This is a genomic window from Micromonospora sp. NPDC005979 (assembly GCF_040614415.1).
GTDB lineage: Bacteria > Actinomycetota > Actinomycetes > Mycobacteriales > Micromonosporaceae > Micromonospora.
Window position 1 is genome coordinate 345,131 of record NZ_JBEXUR010000001.1, and the last position, 17,705, is coordinate 362,835.

Here is a 17,705-nt window from a genome sequence, read left to right on the forward strand (position 1 = left end):
TCCGGAGTGTCCACGTGTTCCTGACCTCGGTGCCCCGCACGACCCTGCTCACGGTGACGGCCACGCTGCTGGCCGCCATCATGGCCGGCTGCGGCGACGGCAACGAGACCCAGCGGTACGCCGACCGCGTACGGGTGGAGGGATTCACGTTGGTCAAGGCGGCGTACTCGAACGGCGAAGGTCGGTCCTACCTCGGGCCGGCCGGCGAAGGGGTGCCCACGGTCACCGCCCCCGGGCTCACCCTGACCTCGGGCGGCACGGACACGTCCTACCTGTTCTACGACCATCTGGCCACCGGCCAGGGCACGGACCCGGATACGGGCGCCTGCCAGGTGACCGTGTACGAGATCCGGGACCGGGCCAAGGCGGTGGACTACCTCGACGACGACCTGAACGACAGCCAGCAGCGGGCGGTGCGTGAGGGTAGGTCGCGGATCGTGCACATCGACGTGCTGTGCGACGCGCAGGCCGACAAGTGACCCGGTGCGGGCCGGCGGCTGTGCCGGCCCGCACCGATCATCGGAGCGCGGTCCGTCGCGGTCAGGGGGCCCAGGGGGCGGCGACGTTCCAGGTGCTGTCGGCCGTCCAGAGGGTGGGGCTGTTGTAGGCCTCACCGCCCGTGCCGTTGCTGAGCCAGACCTCCGAGTTGTAGTGCCGGAGGTACTTTCCGCGGAAGTTGTACGACTCCAGCGACACGCCACTTCCGGTCAACCCCACGCGGGCGCACCAGGTGGCGTCGGCCCGCAGGAGCGCCGACCCGTCGTTCGGCGAGTTGCGGACCCGGGAATCCTGGTGCCGCAGGTACTGACCGGGATAGTTGACCGACTCGAAGGAGTAGCAGGCGCCGTCGGCCAGGCCGGGCCGGATCGTGTACGTCGCGTCGTTCTTGAGCAGCGCCGAACTGCCCGCGTCGACGACCTCCGTGTACGCCAGGCTGTTCTGGTGGCGCAGGTACCGGTTCGTGTAGCCGGGGGTGGTCACCTGCAACGACCGTCGGGTGTCGACCGGCAGGGCGACGGGGGAGGAACTGCCGATCGTCCTGGACGCGTCGACCAGGGCGGTGTTGGCCGCGCGGACCCGGGCCTGGTCCATCTTGACCACCTGTCGGTCGTAGGTGAGGAAGCCGTTCAACTCCCCCTCCTGGTCAGCGATCTCGGTGTAGATCGAGGCGCTGAGACCCTTGCCGAGCATCAGGTTCCGCGCGCCCTCGACCAGCCCCACGTACCGGTCGGTGAGCGCGCCGGAGGTGGGCTGCCACTCGTACGCGAAGAACTGCCCGTTTGGGCTGTACTCGTGGCCGGGCGCCCGCAGGCCCAGGCCGCCGAACTCGCCGAGCACCGCGATCCGGCTGCTCGACGGCGAGGGTGAGTCCGGACCGAGGTAGACGTGCCAGTCGTCGATGTCGCCGTTGCCGGGGTTGCCGAGGGACTGACAGCAGTTGTAGCCGCTGTGCGGGTTGACCAGCCGGGTCGGGTCCTGATTCTTGATGTTCTGCGCCACGCGGCGGGTGTCGGCCAGGGAGCGCTCGCCCCAGCCCTCGTTGTAGGGGGTGTAGGCGACGACCGCGGGGGAGCTGCGGTGCTCGTCGACGATCTCGCGAGCCTCGGTCTCGAACTGCGCCTGTTGGGCGTCGGTGGGGTCGATGTTCTGCGCGGTGAGCGACGGGATGTCCTGCCAGACGAGCAGGCCGAGCCGGTCGGCGTGGTAGAACCAGCGCTGCGGTTCGACCTTGATGTGCTTGCGCACCATGTTGAAGCCCAGGTCCTTGTGCTTCTGCAGGTCGAAGGCGAGGGCGGCGTCGGTCGGCGCGGTGTACAGGCCGTCCGGCCAGAAGCCCTGGTCGAGGGTGCCGACCTGGAAGACGAACTGGCCGTTGAGCTTGGGTCGGAGCACCCCGTTGACCACGCCGGTGGTGATCTCCCGCATCCCGAAGTAGTGGGTGGTCTGGTCGACCGTCGCGCCGCCGGCGTTGCGCAGCCGAATTCGCAGGTTGTAGAGGAACGGGTCGTCGGGCGACCAGCGGCGGGCGTTGGGCACCGGGACGCTGAAGTCGGTGAAGCCGCCGGTGGCCGAGCCGACGACGGTGCTTCCGTTCAACGCCTCGGCGAGCACGCTGTGCCCGCTCACGTCGCCCCGGGTGAAGACCCGGACCCGCAGGGTGTTGGCGCTCAGGTTCGGATAGACGTCCACGCTGCTGATCGACGCCGCGGGCACCGGCTCCATCCACACCGTCTGCCAGATGCCCGAGCTGGGCGTGTAGAAGATCCCGCCGGGCTGCTTGGTCTGCTTGCCGATCGGGGGCAGGCTGCCGTTCTGCCGGGTGTCGGTCGGATCCCACACCTTCACCACGATCTCGTTCGCGCCGCCGTTGAGCTGCGCGGTCACGTCGAAGGTGAAGGCGTCGTAGCCGCCGGTGTGCGCGCCGACCCGTACGCCGTTGACCCAGACCGTGCTCTGCCAGTCCACGGCGCCGAAGTGCAGCAGGGTCCGCCGGCCCGACCAGTTCGGTGGGACGGTGACGGTACGTCGGTAGAACAGGTAGTTGCGGTTGTCGTTGGCGGCCCGCTGGACACCGGAGAGGGCGCTCTCCACGGGAAACGGCACGTTGACCCGCTCCGGTAGGTCGGTGTTGAACTGCGGGGCGTCGTCGGTGCCGGACTGCCGTAGCTGCCACTCCCCGTTGAGGTTGAGCCAGTCCGGACGCGTCATCTGTGGTCGCGGGTACTCCGGCAGGGGCGTTCCGGCCAGCGCCTGGCTGGTCCACGGGGTGGTCAGTGGCGGCGTCCTGGCCGGGGCGGCCTGGGCCGGTCGGGTCGGTGCGGCGAACACGCCGACGACGAGGGTGAGGATGAGCAGTAGGGGCAGGGCGGGGCGGGCGGGGTCCTGACGTGTCATGCCGTCTCCGAGGGGCGGGTCGCCGCGGGCCGTGCAGCTGAGCCCGCAGCGCGGGCGGTGGACATCGGTTATAGAGGCATCCTGGACGCTCAGTCAATCGCTCACCGTCAATGCACCTCCTGTCCAGTGCTCCTCAACTCGCGTTGCCTACAACTCCAGGTGCACGGGGTCATCACCTAGCACGAAGGAGTCCTCATGGCCGACGTCACCGCACCGTCGTTCAGCGGCGCGCACCACGTCGCTTTCACCGTTCGCAACCTCGAAGCCAGCGTGGCCTGGTACCAGAAGGTCTTCCAGGCCACGCTCGCGGACGGCAAGCTTCCGCACTACGGGCGGGAGTGGACCGGGTACGCCGAGCTGGTCATCGATCCGCGTACCGGCTTCTCCATCGGTCTGCACCACAACGAGGGCAACCAGGGCGAGGAGTTCAACGAGGTCCGTACCGGCCTCGACCACTTCTCCCTCAACGTCGAGACGCGCGAGGGACTGGAGGCCTGGTCCGCCTGGCTCGACAGCCTGGGCGTCGCGCACTCCGGTATCCAGACCGCGCGGGAGCCGTTCCTCTACTCGACCGTCGTCTTCCGGGACATCGACAACATCCAGCTCGAGGTCGTCGCCTTCGGCGTCTGAGCCGCCGAACCGTGGGTATGACCGCCGACGCGACGGACGGCGGTGCCGGCCTGATGATTCAAGGAGTGGGACATGACCAAGGTTCTGATGGTGTTGACCTCGCACGACCAGCTGGGTGACACCGGCCGCAAGACCGGGTTCTGGCTGGAGGAGCTGGCCACGCCCTACTACCGCTTCCGGGACGCCGGATGGGAGGTGACGCTCGCCTCGCCCCAGGGTGGACGGGCGCCCCTGGACCCGAAGAGCGACGAGCCGGACTTCCAGACCGACCAGACCCGCCGCTTCACGGCGGACGCCGAGGCGGAACGCCAGCTCGCTACGACCGTGCGGCTCGACTCGGTCTCCGTCGCGGACTACGACACCGTCTTCTACCCGGGCGGCCACGGACCCCTGTGGGACCTCGCCGAGGACGACACCTCGATCAGGCTGATCGAGCAGGTTGTCGCGGCGGGCAAGCCGATCGCGCTGGTGTGCCACGCCCCGGGGGTGTTGCGGCACTGCGTGACGCCCGACGGCGAGCCTCTGGTCGCCGGCCGGCGGGTCACCGGCTTCACCGACAGCGAGGAGGAGTACATGGGCCTGACGAAGGTCGTGCCCTTCCTCGTCGAGGACGAGCTGGTCGCGAAGGGTGCCGACTTCTCCACGGCGGGTAACTTCGAGCCGTACGTGGTGAGCGACGGGTTGCTCGTCACGGGCCAGAACCCGGCGTCCTCAGGGCCGGCGGCGGATCGGTTGATGTCCCTGGTGGGCCGTAGCGACGGGTAGCGGCCGTGACCTCCGTCCGGCGGGTGTGATCACCCGCCGGACGGCACCGTCAGGTGGCGACGCCGTCCACGGCCTCAGCGGGCCCGCACGGTGTGCACCGCGGAGACCGCGCCGGCCCCCTCGCCGACGGCGGTCGCGACCCGCTTGGTGGAGCCGGAGCGGATGTCGCCCACCGCGAAGACGCGTGCGGCGCTGGTCTGGAACGGCAGCGGCGCGTCGTGCGTGCCGGGAGGCAGTCGGCCGTCGGTCAGCACGAAACCGCTGTCGTCCGTCGCGACGCCCTTCATCCACCCGGACTCCGGTTCGGCGCCGATGAAGCAGAACAGCCCCCGACAGTCCAACCGCGTGGGATCACCCCCCTTCGCCACGACGATCGCCGTCAGGCTGTCTTCGCCGTGCAGCTCCCGGAGGGTGCTGCCGGTGTGGACGGTGATCCTGGGATCGGCCCGGATCCGATCGGTCAGGTACGCCGACATCTTGGCCCCGAGGTCGGCCGCGCGCACCACCAGGTGTACGGAGCAGCCGCGCGCGGCCAGGGAGAGCGCGGCCTGCCCGGCCGAGTTGGCGCCGCCCAGCACGGCGACCGGCTGGGACTCGTACCCACGCACGTCCAGCTCGGTGGCCGCGTACCGGACGCAGCCGCTCTGTTCGAACTCCGCCCACCGCTCGATGTCGAGGCGGCGGTACCGCGCTCCGGTGGCCGCGATGACCGCGGACGTCCCGATCCGGGTGCCGTCCGCCAACTCCACGACAGGACGCCTCTGGTCGGAGACGTCGAGGCCGACCACCGCGCACGGCGCGTAGATCTGAACGCCGAACTTCAGCGCCTGGAGCATCGCCAGCCGGGCCAACTGTTCACCGCTGACCCCCTCGGGGAAGCCGAGGTAGTTCTCGATGCGGGCGCTCTTGGCCGCCTGACCGCCCAGGCCGGTGCCGTCCAGCAGTACCGTGATGAGCCCCTCGGACGCGCCGTACACCGCCGCGGCCAGGCCGGCCGGCCCGGCGCCGACCACGACCAGGTCGGGGTCGCGCGCCGTGGCGACGTAGGTCAGACCGAGGGCCTCCGCGACCGTGCCGGGAGTGGCGTGACGCAGTACGCGGTTGCTGGTGACGGCGACCGGGAGTTCGTCCTCGCCGATACCCTCTGCCCGCATGAGTGCCCGCCCGGGCAGCGATGACGCGTCGAGCCAGGCGTGCGGGAGGAGCATCTGGTTCACGTACGTCCGCAGCTCCAGCGACTCGGCCACGTGCGGCCGACCGACGATCTCCAGGGCGTTGCCGGCCGCGCCGCGCATCAGCTCGCGCCGGGCCCGGAAGGTCTCGATCAGCACGTCGGCGATGTCGACCTGGTCGGCGAGCACGCGGCGCAGCTCGGGGGCGGTGATCCGGACGACCGTCCCGGCCGTCACGACGCGGACCGTGAGGAACACCTGCTGCCCGGTCAGCAGGCTCAGTTCGCCGAGGAACTCGCCCGGTCCACGCCGGTAGATCAGCCGTTCGGGCTCCAGCGCCGTCGCGTTGCGGACCGCCTCGGCAGTCGCCGTACGCAGCAGGAAGAAGTCGTAGGTGCTGTCGCCGGCGGCGTACAGGTGTTGGCCCTGGCGGACCTCCTCCTCGGCGCCGTAGCTGGCGAGGCGGTCGAACTGCTCCGCGTCGAGGACAGGACCGTCGGCGTCTCCGGTGCTCACCATCGAAGAGTAGGTGCCCGGTGTTGACGGGAACTGGACCGACACTGACTTACCCCGACAGCGCCGGGCGGGTGGCTTCCGCGGCTTCCCCGTCAAGACTGCTGCGGCCGGCGGTAACTTGCTGGGGCGGTGCAGCCGGGCGAGGGTGAGCTGATCGAGCTCGGCGGTCCACACCGACCGGAGATCCTCGTTCGGGGCGCCGAGGCGGATGGGGCGTTGGGTGCCTTCCTGTTCCATCACGATGTGATCGCCGAGAACCCGCCCCACGCGCACCACGACTTCACGAAGATCGCCTACGTCCTGGAGGGCGAGTACCACTTCCGGGTGGGGAACGCCGAATTCTCCGGTGGCCCGGGTACCACGGTGGTGGTGCCCCGGGGCGCCTACCACACGTTCGTCACCCCGACCGGCGGGAAGTTGCTCTTCGTCAGCGCGCCGGCCGGCAACGAGCAACTCTTCGAGGAACTCGGCGGTCTCGGCCCGAACCCCACGCAGAAGCAGCTCGCCGAGATCGACAAGCGCTTCGCCACGACCCGGCTCCCGGGCGAACAGGGCCGCCCGTGGAGTCGGGCTGCTGAGGTGTAAGGAAGGGCCCCTTCCTAACGCCTCAGGTATAGGAGGGGGCCCTTCCTAACGCCTTGGAGCCGACGCCGGCCGGGCGGGGTGCGGATCGGGTCGCCGACGACCCCCGGGGTCAGACTGTCTGCCTGGCCCGACCGACGGTGGTGAGGTAGAGGACCAGGCCGGCGCTGGTGAGGACGAATCCCGCCCACACCGTGGAGAGGGTTCCCCAACCGACGCCGAGGGCGACGGCGCCGCCGATCGCGCCGAGCGAGTTGGCGAGGTTGAGGGCCGCCAGGTTGAGCGCGCCCATGAGGGTCGGCGCGTCGGGTGCGAACTGGGTCAGCCGTACCTGGATGGCGGGAATGGCGAACATCATGGTCGCCCCGACGCCGAACAGCGCAGGCATGAGGATCAGGATCTCCCGGCCGGCGAATGCGATGGCCACGAGCAGCACCAGGACGCAGCTGAAGCCGTAGATCAGCGGCCGGCTGCCGTCCTGGTCGGCGGCGCGGCCACCGAAGTAGTTGCCGAACGCCATGCCGAGGCCGAAGACGGCCAGGGCGACCGGAATGAGCGACGCGCTCTCCCGCGCCGCGTCGGTGACGAACGGACCGATGAAGGTGTAGACGGCGAAGATGCTGGAGATGCCGAGCGCCGCGACGGCGACCATGAGCCCGACCTCGCGTCGCCGGAGGGCGGCGAGTTCGTGCGCCACCGAGCTGCCGTGCAGGTCGTCGGTGCGCGGCAGCCACACCAGGAGCGCCGCGCCGGCCAGCAGCCCCAGGCCGACCACGCTCCAGTAGGTCGCCCGCCACCCGGCCTGCTGGCCGACGAGGGTGCCGAGCGGCGACCCGAGGATGGTGGCCACCGTCAGGCCGCCCATCACGGTGGCGAAGGCCCGGCTACCCTTGCCGGGACCGTAGACGTACGCGGCGACGACCGCCCCCGCGCCGAAGAACGCGCCCTGCACGCTTCCCGTGATGAAGCGGAAGACGACGAGGGTCGCGATGTTCGGGGCCAGGCCGGACAGGACGTTGCCGACCAGGAACAACACGATCAGACCCAGCAGGAGGGTACGGCGGTTGGCGCGCGCCGCGAGCAGCGTGATCGCCGGTGAGCCGATCATGACGCCGAAGGCGTAGGCGCTGATCGCGTACGTCGCGACCGGGATGGACGCGCCCAGGTCGGCGGCGAAGAGTTGCAGGATCCCGTTGCTGCCGAACTCGCCCGTGCCGATGGCGAAGGTGCCCAGCGCCAGCGCGAGGAGGGTCAGTGCCGGGCGGGGACCGGGCCGAGCGGCGGGAGCCCGCAGCGTTGGAGCGTTCTGCTGGGTTTCGTCCGGACCGTCGTGGACGGCGGGATGCGCCGACTGGAGCCGGGTGCTGTTGTCTGACGTGGTCATGGAGCCTTGTCCTCGCGGTGGAATGCCGTGCGGGGACATCCTGGCGTCAGCCAGTTGACACCTTCTGAAGTTTGTCGGACCGGGCGGCCGTTCTCGCGTCCCGGGTGAGCAGCAGGAGCGCGGCCAGCGTCAGCAGTCCACCGACGAGCGCGAGCAGGCGCGCCCCCGACGTGGGCAGGAGGGCGCCGCCGAGCAGGGAACCGCCGGCGATGCCGACGTTGAAGGCGGTGCTGACGCCGGCCGACGCGATGTCGGTGCTGCCGGGGGCCAGGTGCAGCATCCGGTTCTGCACGGCGGAGGCGAACGCCGCGTAGGCGAGGCCGAGCCCGGCGAGGAACGCGACCGCGCCGGGTCGGAACACGCCGAGTCCGTACATGCCGAACAGCGCGGCCGTACCGATGCTCAGCGGCGTCAGCAGCGAGGCGATCGGCCGGGCATCCAGGGTCCGGGCCGAGAGCAGGGTGCCGACGACGGCCGCCACACCGGCGGTGAACAGCAGCGGCGTCAGGGTCGCGTCGGTGAAGCCGCTGACGTCCAGCAGGAACGGCGCGATGTAGGTCTGCAGGGTCAGGAAGCCGCCGACGCCGAGGGCGGTGGCGGTCAGCAGCACGGCGAAGCGCCGCCCGTCCGGTGCGGTGCCCCGGGCCGCGCCGCCAGCCTCCGGTGGGTAGGTGGGCACCAGGACGAGCACCGCGGTGGCGATCACCAGGCCGATCCCCGCCAGCGCCGCGAACGACGCGCGCCAACCGGCCTGCTGACCGATCCAGGTGCCCAGGGGTACGCCGAGCACCGGTGCGAGCGTCACTCCGGCCCCGAACAGCGCCACCACCCGGCCCCGGACCGCGAGAGGGAAGGGCCCGATCGCTGTCGCCGTGGCGATGGACCAGAACAGCGCCTGGGCGACACCGGTCACGAGCCGGGCGCCGGCCAGCATGGCGTACGTGTGCGCGAGCGCGGCGGTGCCGTTCGCGGCGGCGAACAGGAACATCGTGACGCCGAGCAGGTGACGGCGGGGGATCCGCCGGGTCAGCCGGGCCAGCGGGACGGACGCCAGCACGACCACGACGGCGTACCCGCTGACCAGCAGACCCACCCGTGAGCGGGACCGGTCGAGATCAACCGCGATGTGGGTGAGCAGGCCGACCGGCAGCAGCTCGGTCGTGACGAACGCGAACGCGGCCAGGGAGAGCGTGACGAGGACGGCCCAGGCCCGGGACGGCGACACCTCGGGCGTCACCGTCGGGGCCACCGTCCGGCGAGCGCTTGACGGTGGAGACCGCGCCGATATAATTCATCGAACCGGGATGTCATCAGATGAGGAAACTCCTCCGTTCGGCGCGTACATACCCGTCGAGTCGAGCCGGCCCGCCGTTCGAGCAGCGTGGAGGCCTTGTGTCCACTATAGATTCGCCGCTGGCGGCTGTCCGGCACGATCTGCCCGCGCACGGCACGGGCTGGGTCGACGACGTCCTGCTCGCCGGGCCCGGCAACGAGATCTGCCTCGTCCTCGGCATGCCGATCACGCGGGCGCAGCTGCGCGCCGAGGTGACCTCCCGGCAGGCCCGGCTCACCGACGCCGGGCTGCGTCCGGGCGGCGCGATAGCGCTGCGACTGCCCTCCTCGCTGGCGTACGTGGCCAACCTGCTCGCCGCCTGGCGGATCGGGGCCCAGGTGACGCTGCTCGACCACCGACTGTCGCGCGGCGAGGTCGAGCGGGCGCTCGAACGCGTCGGCGCGCAGTTCCTCGTCCAACCCGCCGACGCCGTGCTCCCGCCCCTGCGCGGCTTCGTGACCGTCGACGAGACGGTCATCGCGCGCCCGGCCGGCCGGCCGGCGTCGACGCCGCACGCCCTCATCCAGCTGAGCTCCGGGTCCACCGGCCCGTCGAAGGTCATCGGCCGCACCGTCGACGACCTCGTCGCCGAGATCGAGCGCTACACGCTGACCGACGGCGTGCCCCAGCCTGGCGAGCGGCTCGTGCTGCTCGCGTCGATGGCGCACGTGCTCGGTCTGGTCGGCGGCCTGCTCTACGCCCTGCACGCCCGCGTCACGCTCACGCTGCCCGAGCGGATGACGGTGGGCGGCGTGCTGGGCGTCATCGCGGGGGACTCCACGCCGACCACGGTGATCGGCGTGCCCGTCCATCTCGAGATGCTGATGGCCGGCCGTCCCGCCGGGCCGTTGCCGCAGTTCGTACGGATGACCACGGCGGGCGAGCTGGTCCGGCCCGGCGTTCCCGAGCGCTTCGCGGAGTGCTACGACACCGTGTTGGGCAACATGTACGGGATGACCGAGGTCGGCGTCATCGCCACCGACCTGTTCGGCGCGCACCGGCCCGGGGTGCGCCCGGCGCCCGGAATCGACGTCCGGGTCGTCGACGGTGAGCTCCAGGTCCGCCGGCCCGTCACGCCGTACGTGGGGCTCGTCGACGAGAGCCGCTGGTCCGACGGCTGGCTGCGCACCCGTGACGCCGCCACACTCGACCCCGCCACGGGGCTCGTCACGATCCGCGGTCGCCTCGACTCGCAGGTGTCCATCGGGGGTCTCAAGGTCGACCTCACCGAAGTCGAACAGGCCATCCTCGACCTGCCCGGCGTCACCGAGGCGGTCGTGACGTTCGACGGCGGCGCCATCGAGGCGTACACGGCCGTCGACCAGCCGTTGACCGGCCGTGAGCTGGACGCCGCGTTGGAGGATGTCCTGGCCCCGTACAAGCGGCCGTTGCGGTGGCAGATCCTGGAACGGCTGCCGCGCACGTCCAGCGGCAAGCTGGTGCGCGACGTGGCCGTGCTGCGCCGCGCGTCGGCCGAGCCGACGTCGTCATGATGCCCCGAGACGGGACGTGGGTGGCGCGGACGTCGACCGGCCGTCATGACACGGGCGCCTCCGGTGGGCCGATGAGCAGCCGGATGCCGCCGCCGGTGTCACCCTGGCCCGGTCGGTCCTGGCCGGCGACGGCCAGCACCAGGCCCTCCGGGAGGGTGCCGCAGGCCACACCCGCCCGGCTGCCGGGCACGGGGCGCAACGGCAGTGACCCCGGCGGGTCCGGCCAGACGGTCGGCAGCACCAGCGGCTGCCGCAGGCCGCCGCCGCGCAGGCCGGTGCCGCGTGCCTTGCCGATGGCCTCCTTCTGGGTCCACAGCCAGAGGAACGCGCTGGTGTGCAGCGGCCCCGGCTGGTCGGTCAGCCAGTCGGCGTCGGCCGGCGCCATCCAGCGCCGGGCCAACGCCGCGCCGGGTAGCGCGCGTTCGCGCTCGACGTCCACACCGACCGGAGTCATCGCGGAGACGGCCACCGCCACCACACCGCGACCGTGGCTGATGCTCGCGTGCAGCCCGCGCGCCGCGCCGGTGAGCCTCGGCCGGCCGGTCTGGTCCCGTGCCACGCCAACGTCGGCGGCCGGCACGCCGAGCAGGTCGGCAGCGGTGCCGACCAGATGCTCCGACGCCCGGCCCCTGGGGTCGCCGGTGATCGTCGCAATCCGCACCACGACCCATTCCATGGGAGGAGTCAAGCAATGTCAGATGAGGTTCGCCAGTCCATCGTCGATGCCCTGGCCCAGATGAACTACGACGTCGATGACGTCACCGGCGACACGGTGCTCGGTCCCGCCGGGCTCGACCTGGAGTCGCTGGCCGTCGCCGAACTCGCCGTCCGCGTCGAGGACACCTTCGGCGTCAAGTTCACCGACGAGGAGTTGGAGAAGCTGGCCGACTACTCGCTCGACCGGTTCGCCGCCGAGGTGGCCGGGCGCGCGGAACCGGCGCGGAGCGCCCCCGTCGCACCGGCCACCTCGGCGGAGTGACGGTGGGCGACAGCGATCGCCGCGACGAGATCCTGTCGATCCTCGCCGACGTGGGCTACCGGAGCGTCGACGCCTCGCGTGAGCGCATCGACTCGCTGGAGCTCGCCCGGCTGGTCTACGAGATAGAGCGGCGCTACGGCCTCGACCTCGACCTGGACGACGACGAGCTGGCGGCCATGTCCACGGTGACCGGTGCGGCGGAGATCCTCAGTCGTCTTACCCTGTCGGCGGCGGAGTCGGAGTGACCCGCTCGACTGTCGTGGTCACCGGACTGGGCCTCCTGACGGCCCACGGCCGCGGCCCCGCGCCGCTGCTGGCAGCGGTGCTGGCCGGGAAGTCCGCGTTCGGCGAGGTCCGTCGCTTCGACCCGGGCCGTAGCCGGGTACGAGCGGCGGCCACCCTCGCCGACACCGGCGACCTGGCCGCCGAGGTGGTCGCCGTCGTGGCGGACGCCTGCGACGACGCCGGGTTGGCTCACCGGCGCGGCGATTGCCCGCTGTACTTCGCCACCGGCACGGGCACCAGCGTCGTCCGCGCCGGAGGATCGGGCAACGGGCCGGCCGCGCTGGCCGCCACCGTGGCGCGGCGAAGCGGGCTCGGCGGCATCGCGCGGGTCTACACGTCGGCGTGTGTGGCGGGCAGCACCGCGCTGGCCGAGGCCGCCTCGATGATCGCCCGGGGTCGGTGCGAGCGGGCCGTGGTCGCCGGGGGCTTCCTCGTCGACGCCGACCACCAGGCCCTCTTCGACGCCGGTCGGGCCCTGTCTGACGACGGCGCCGTCCGCCCGTTCAGCAACGGCCGGCGCGGCATGCTGCTGGGCGACGCGGTCGTCGCCGTGGTGCTGGAGTCGGCGGCCGCCGCCCAGGGGCGGGGCGGCCGGGTGCGGTCCCGGCTGGCCGGCTGGGCCCGGGCCGGCGACGCCTACCACGTCTGCCAGCCCGATCCGGGTGGCGCCGGGATGGCGTCGGCCATCCGCGCCGGCCTGGCCCGGGCCGGCGTGACGCCGCAGGAGTTGGCGTACGTCAACGCCAACGGCACCGGCACGACACGTGCCGATGCGTCCGAGAGCAGCGCGTTGCGCGTCGGCCTCGGCGCGGCGGCCGAGTCGGTGGCGGTGAGCTCGACCAAGTCCGTGCACGGGCACGCCCTGGAGGCGTCCGGCCTGCTGGAGTTCGCGGTCACCGCGCTGGCTCTCGACGCCGGCCGGTTGCCGGTCAACGCCGGCTTCACCGAGGCGGACCCGCAGTGCCCGGTACGGGTGGTGCGCGAGCCCGGCCCGATGGTGGGCCGGTACGCCCTGAGCTGCAACTTCGCCTTCGGTGGCGCCAATACCGCTCTGGTGCTGGGGGCGGTGTGACGGGCCTCGACACCGCCGGAGGCGCGGTCCGTGAGCTGGCCCGCGCGGCGTGGCCCGAGCCCGGCGACGCCGGCCGGCCACCCGCGGTCCGGGGGTTCGTCGCCTCGCCGTTCCCCCCGCTCGTCGTGGCCGTCGCCGGCCGCTGCCTGCAACGGCGTGCCGGCGCTGGTGCCGTCGGGCCGACCGCCGTCGTCCTGGTCAGCGCGTACGCCGACCAGGCCACCGCGGCGGCCATCGCCGGCGAGGTGGACGGGGGCCGGCGGGTGTCGCCGATGTACTTCTTCCAATCGGTGCCGAACTCGGTCCTCGGCCACGTCGCCACCGAGTGGGCCCTGACCGGACCGGTCGTGTCGCTCAGCCCGAGCGGCGATCCCTTCAGTGAGGGCCGCGCGGTGGCGGAGGGCCTGTTCGCCGACGGGGACGCGGCGGAGGCGCTGGTGATCGTCGTCGAGCACGACACCGACCCGGCCCAGCCCTCCGGCGCGACGGCCCTGCTGCTCACGCCGGACCACGAGATGACCAGGCCGCCGACCGGCGGCGGACAAGGCGGTTGACATGACCGGATCGACCAGACCCTCGGCCACCATCACCGGTATGGGGCTGGTGACGCCCGTCGGGCGGGGGGTGACGGACTTCTTCGCGGCGATCTGCAACGGGCGTTCCGGGCTGGTGCGCCCGCCCGAGGGGCACGGCGCGGCCGCCGCGACGGAGGTGGTCGGGATCGCCCCGGACATCGACCCCACCACCGTGCTGCCGCCCAACGAGGTGCTGGCCGCCGACCGGTTCCTGATCATGGGTCTGGCCGCCGCCGACGACGCCATGCGCGATGCCGGCCTGGAGGTCGGCCGCGACGTCGACCCACTGCGGGTCGCCGTGGTCGTCTCCAGCGGCGCGGGTGGTCTCACCACGTACGAGGCGCAGGCCAAGGCCCGCGAGGAGCGTGGCCGCACCGCCGTGAGCGCGTACCTCTATCCGGGTTTCCTTCCCAACATGGCCGCCGCCCGCATCGCCATCAGGTACGGCATCCAGGGTTACAGCTCGTGCATCGCGACCGCCTGCGCGGCCAGCGCGCACGCCGTGGCGGAGGCGCTGCGACTCATCCGGTCCGGCGACGCGGACGTGGTCGTGTGCGGCGGGGCGGAGTCGCCGCTCGGGCCGACCGGCACCGCCGGCTTCGCCAACGCGCGGGCGCTCGCGACCGGCTGGTCCGACCCGACCCAGGCGAGCCGCCCGTTCGACCGGCGACGCAACGGCTTCGTGCTCGGCGAGGGCGCCGGGATCCTGGTCGTCGAGCGCGCCGAGCACGCGGACGCGCGCGGGGTTGCCGGCTACGCCGACATCATCGGGTGGGGCGCCACCACCGACGCCTTCCACCCCACGTCGCCGCGGGCGGACGGCGCCGGCGCCGCGCAGAGCATGCGCCGGGCGGTCGCCGACGCCGGCGTCGCGCCCACCGACGTCGACTACATCAACGCCCACGGCACGAGCACCAAGCGGGGCGACCTGGCCGAGACCCGCGCCGTCCACAGCGCATTCGGCACGCACGCCCCGGCGGTCAGCTCCACCAAGGGCGTGACCGGGCACCTGCTGGGCAGCGCCGGAGCCGTCGAGGCGGCAGCGACGGCCTTGGCGGTCACCTACGGGATGTTGCCGCCGACCAACAACCTGGACGATCCGGACCCGGCCTGCGACCTCGACCACGTGCGGGGTCAGGCGCGTCCGGTCCGGCCCCGCGCGGTCCTGTCCAACTCCTTCGCGTTCGGCGGACACAACGTCAGCCTGATGTTCGGCCCGCCCTCCACGGCGCGGGTCCGGGAGGCGGACCCGGCGGCGGCGGTCATCACCACGGATCAACGATGAGAGGAGCGCGATGACAACGACGGAATTCACGCTGACCGACGAGGAGCGGGCCGCGCTGCCCACCGACGAGGACGTCCGGTCGTACGCCGAGCGGGGCTGGTACCTCAGCCAGAAGCTGCTCACCGACGACGAGGTGGACACGCTCGTCGAGGCCAGCGAGCGGTTCTACGCGGGTCACCGCGACCGGCGGTTGCCCCGGCGGCCGGCGAAGCTGGCCTACTGGGAGCCGGAACACGGCGACGTGCAGCGACACAACGACTACGTGCACTACGAGAGCGACGAGGTCGCCGCGATCCTGCGCAAGCCGATCATCGGCGCGGTCGCGGCGCGGCTGGCGGAGGCGGCCGAGATCCGGGTGTTCCAGAGCACCTTGATCCTCAAGCCGCCGAGCCCCGGCGAGCCGACCAACATCGTGCCCTGGCACTTCGACCGTCACTACTGGCAGACCTGCACCTCCGAGCGGATGCTGACCGCCTTCATCCCGATGCACGAGTGCACCGAGGAGATGGGCACGATCACGATGGTCGACGGCAGCCACACCTGGAAGGAGGTCGGCGGCGACGACAAGACCACGAGGCACTTCGCCGAGCGCGACCGTTCCGAGCTGGAGGATCTGCTCGTCAACAACGCCGAGTACAACGGCGCGCAGGTCAACAAGATCCCGATGCGCATCCCCAAGGGCCACATGAGCTTCCACCACTGCCGTACGTACCACGGCAGTGGGGCCAACCGGAGTCCGCGCCCCCGGCGCGCCATCTCCCTGCACCTGCAGGACGGCGACAACCGCTACCGACGGTTCCACCGCTCCGACGGCGACCTCGTCGTCTACAACCACGATTCCCTGGTACGCCGTGACGAGGCGGGTCTGCCCGACTACAGCGACCCGCAGTACTGTCCGGTTCTCTGGCGCTCCTCGACCCCCCAGAGCGAGACGGCATGACCGTTGGCACGCCCCGGCCCGTGGCAGTCGCACGGGACCGGGGCGACAGCCGGCGCGATCCGCTGCTGTGGCCCGAGGAGTGCCTCTTCGCGGTGGCCCTCACGCTCGTCGCCGGGCTCGCCCTTGTCACGGGCGCGGTCTCCTGGGCGCTGATCGCCGCGTCGGCCGTGCTGGTCGGCGCGTCGATCGCCGGGTTCGCGCTGTCGCGGCGCAGGCGTACCGCCGCGTCCGGCGCGGCGGTGCCGGCGGGCGGTCCGGCGAGGCTGGCCCGGCTCGCCGGCGGGGTGGCCAGGACGGCGGTGCCGTTCCTGTCCTGCCTGGTGATCTACTCGAGTCTGCGCGACATCACCCCGGAACTCGACTTCCCCCTCGTCGACCCCGCGTTGATCGAGTTCGACCGCACGGTCTTCGGCGGCGACGTCAGCCGTTGGCTCAACGACACCCTCGGCTCACCCGCGTTGACGCTGTTCATGGCGATCTGCTACCTGAGCTACGGCCTGTCCCAGGCGGCGTACGCCATCTCCTCGTACGTGCGGGGTCATGCGCGCGAGTACCACGACTTCGCGCTCGCGATCTCGATCACGGCGGTGGTCGGCTACGCCGGCTACGTGCTGGTGCCGGGGGTGGGTCCGCACATCTACCAGACCGACGTCTACGCCGACCCGCTCCCCGGTCACGAGGGATCGATCGGCGGCGCGCTGGACGCCATCACCGCCGTCCAGGGTCCGGCGCGGGATCTCTTTCCCAGCCTGCACACCGCCATGACGGTGGTGCTGATGGTGTACCTGTGGCGCGACGCCCGGCGGCTGTTCTGGTGGTACCTGCCGATCGGCCTGGGTCTGGTGCTGTCCACGCTGTACCTGCGCAAGCACTACGCCGTCGATCTGCTGGCCGGGACAGCTCTCGCGGTGCTGGCCGTGGTGGTGGCCGGGCGGGTCAACCGCTGGTGGTACCGGCCCCGGATCGATCCACCCGCCGAACCAGCTCGGTGATTCGCCCCGTGACCACGTCGACGACCTGCGGATGGTCGAGGATGAAGTGCCCGCCGTCCACGACGGTCAGGTCGAAGCGTTGCGTCGTCTCCTGCTGCCAGGCCAGCGCCCCCGCCGCGTCGGCCATCCGATCGTGGCGGCCCACCAGGGCGGCGATCGGACACCCCAACGCCGCCCGGGGTGGGCGGGCGTAGGTCTCCGCCAGCCGCAGGTCGGTCCGCAGCACCGGCAGGGCGAGCCGCATCAGCGCCGGTTCGGCGAGGACCTCGGCCGGGGTGCCGCCGAGACGTCCCAGCGACTCGATCAGCCGGTCGTCGTCCAACGCGTGCAGGGGGCGGTGGGCGAGACCGGCGGCGGGTCCGTTGCGTCCCGCGACGATCACCAGTTCGGGGCCCGGGCCGGTGCGCGGCAGCGTCGCGGCCACCTCGTACGCCAGCAGCGCGCCGAAGCTCTGCCCGGCCAGGGCGTACGGACCCGACAGGCGGTCGCGCACCGCGTCGCACGCGGCGGTCACCAGCCGGGGCCAGTCGTCGATGGCCGGCTCCTGCCGGCGGGTGCCGTGGCCGGGCAGCTCCACCGGCTCGACGACCACCCCGGCCGGCAGCCACCGGCTCCACCTGGTGAAATGCGACGCCGAGCCGCCCGCGGCCGGAAAGCCGAACACCGTCAACGACGGCGGGCCCGAACGGCCGTTCTCCCGTGTTTCTTCGGCAACCAGGACGTGATCTATCAGCATTGACATCTCGCTTCTCGTCCGATGTACTTCAACGTACAGGGAAATCATCAGGCGGGGAATGGCCGCTACAG

Annotated in this window: 18 protein-coding genes; 12 read left to right on the plus strand and 6 right to left on the minus strand. The window is 71.9% G+C overall.

Annotated elements, in window-relative coordinates; all coding sequences use genetic code 11:
• Window positions 1-14 precede the first annotated feature (14 nt).
• Window positions 15-479: a hypothetical protein gene (locus ABZ272_RS01455; protein ID WP_355047907.1), complete on the plus strand. Its 465-nt coding sequence runs from the start codon at window positions 15-17 to the stop codon at window positions 477-479.
• A 61-nt stretch (window positions 480-540) separates the two neighbouring features.
• Here ABZ272_RS01455 and ABZ272_RS01460 read toward each other — a convergent pair whose 3' ends face one another.
• Complete coding sequence (locus tag ABZ272_RS01460) at window positions 541-2,895, minus strand: AbfB domain-containing protein (protein WP_355047908.1); 2,355 nt, start codon at window positions 2,893-2,895, stop codon at window positions 541-543.
• Between the two features lie 195 nt (window positions 2,896-3,090).
• Between ABZ272_RS01460 and ABZ272_RS01465 the strand changes: the two genes are divergently transcribed.
• On the plus strand, window positions 3,091-3,525 hold the full coding sequence (locus ABZ272_RS01465; protein ID WP_355047909.1) for a VOC family protein: 435 nt from the start codon (window positions 3,091-3,093) through the stop codon (window positions 3,523-3,525).
• Between the two features lie 72 nt (window positions 3,526-3,597).
• The gene (locus ABZ272_RS01470) at window positions 3,598-4,290 is read left to right on the plus strand and encodes a type 1 glutamine amidotransferase domain-containing protein (RefSeq protein ID WP_355047910.1); all 693 of its coding nucleotides are present in this window, start codon (window positions 3,598-3,600) and stop codon (window positions 4,288-4,290) included.
• A 74-nt stretch (window positions 4,291-4,364) separates the two neighbouring features.
• Here the strand turns inward: ABZ272_RS01470 and ABZ272_RS01475 are convergent, their stop codons facing one another.
• Window positions 4,365-5,978, minus strand: coding sequence for an FAD-dependent oxidoreductase (locus tag ABZ272_RS01475; RefSeq protein WP_355047911.1), 1,614 nt, complete (start codon window positions 5,976-5,978; stop codon window positions 4,365-4,367).
• Window positions 5,979-6,107: 129 nt separating this feature from the next.
• Between ABZ272_RS01475 and ABZ272_RS01480 the strand changes: the two genes are divergently transcribed.
• Window positions 6,108-6,563 (plus strand): cupin domain-containing protein, encoded by a 456-nt coding sequence (locus tag ABZ272_RS01480; protein ID WP_355047912.1) that lies wholly within the window; start codon window positions 6,108-6,110, stop codon window positions 6,561-6,563.
• 109 nt (window positions 6,564-6,672) lie between these two features.
• Here the strand turns inward: ABZ272_RS01480 and ABZ272_RS01485 are convergent, their stop codons facing one another.
• Window positions 6,673-7,944 carry an MFS transporter gene (locus ABZ272_RS01485; protein ID WP_355047913.1) on the minus strand — a complete coding sequence of 424 codons (1,272 nt, stop codon included), beginning with the start codon at window positions 7,942-7,944 and terminating at the stop codon, window positions 6,673-6,675.
• A 46-nt stretch (window positions 7,945-7,990) separates the two neighbouring features.
• Window positions 7,991-9,181 (minus strand): MFS transporter, encoded by a 1,191-nt coding sequence (locus ABZ272_RS01490; RefSeq protein ID WP_355047914.1) that lies wholly within the window; start codon window positions 9,179-9,181, stop codon window positions 7,991-7,993.
• A gap of 275 nt (window positions 9,182-9,456) precedes the next feature.
• Between ABZ272_RS01490 and ABZ272_RS01495 the strand changes: the two genes are divergently transcribed.
• Complete coding sequence (locus tag ABZ272_RS01495) at window positions 9,457-10,770, plus strand: class I adenylate-forming enzyme family protein (protein WP_355048244.1); 1,314 nt, start codon at window positions 9,457-9,459, stop codon at window positions 10,768-10,770.
• 43 nt (window positions 10,771-10,813) lie between these two features.
• Here ABZ272_RS01495 and ABZ272_RS01500 read toward each other — a convergent pair whose 3' ends face one another.
• Entirely contained in the window at window positions 10,814-11,446 is a 633-nt protein-coding gene (locus ABZ272_RS01500; RefSeq protein ID WP_355047915.1) for a 4'-phosphopantetheinyl transferase superfamily protein, read from the minus strand.
• Window positions 11,447-11,461: 15 nt separating this feature from the next.
• Between ABZ272_RS01500 and ABZ272_RS01505 the strand changes: the two genes are divergently transcribed.
• Genes ABZ272_RS01505 through ABZ272_RS01535 form a run of 7 tightly spaced genes read left to right on the plus strand, consistent with a single transcriptional unit; the run spans window position 11,462 to window position 16,898 of the window.
• Window positions 11,462-11,749, plus strand: coding sequence for an acyl carrier protein (locus tag ABZ272_RS01505; protein WP_355047916.1), 288 nt, complete (start codon window positions 11,462-11,464; stop codon window positions 11,747-11,749).
• Between the two features lie 2 nt (window positions 11,750-11,751).
• Entirely contained in the window at window positions 11,752-11,994 is a 243-nt protein-coding gene (locus tag ABZ272_RS01510) for a hypothetical protein (protein ID WP_355047917.1), read from the plus strand.
• Entirely contained in the window at window positions 11,991-13,106 is a 1,116-nt protein-coding gene (locus tag ABZ272_RS01515; RefSeq protein WP_355047918.1) for a beta-ketoacyl synthase N-terminal-like domain-containing protein, read from the plus strand. Before ABZ272_RS01510 ends, ABZ272_RS01515 begins: the two co-directional genes overlap by 4 nt.
• Entirely contained in the window at window positions 13,103-13,660 is a 558-nt protein-coding gene (locus ABZ272_RS01520) for a beta-ketoacyl synthase chain length factor (protein WP_355047919.1), read from the plus strand. Before ABZ272_RS01515 ends, ABZ272_RS01520 begins: the two co-directional genes overlap by 4 nt.
• Window position 13,661: 1 nt before the next feature.
• Window positions 13,662-14,966, plus strand: coding sequence for a beta-ketoacyl-[acyl-carrier-protein] synthase family protein (locus ABZ272_RS01525; RefSeq protein ID WP_355047920.1), 1,305 nt, complete (start codon window positions 13,662-13,664; stop codon window positions 14,964-14,966).
• A gap of 10 nt (window positions 14,967-14,976) precedes the next feature.
• Window positions 14,977-15,906, plus strand: a complete 930-nt coding sequence (locus ABZ272_RS01530) for a phytanoyl-CoA dioxygenase family protein (RefSeq protein ID WP_355047921.1) — start codon at window positions 14,977-14,979, stop codon at window positions 15,904-15,906.
• Window positions 15,907-15,926: 20 nt separating this feature from the next.
• On the plus strand, window positions 15,927-16,898 hold the full coding sequence (locus ABZ272_RS01535) for a phosphatase PAP2 family protein (RefSeq protein ID WP_355047922.1): 972 nt from the start codon (window positions 15,927-15,929) through the stop codon (window positions 16,896-16,898).
• Here ABZ272_RS01535 and ABZ272_RS01540 read toward each other — a convergent pair.
• Complete coding sequence (locus ABZ272_RS01540; protein WP_355047923.1) at window positions 16,843-17,640, minus strand: alpha/beta fold hydrolase; 798 nt, start codon at window positions 17,638-17,640, stop codon at window positions 16,843-16,845. The two genes, ABZ272_RS01535 and ABZ272_RS01540, sit on opposite strands and share 56 nt — an antisense overlap.
• Window positions 17,641-17,705 lie beyond the last annotated feature (65 nt).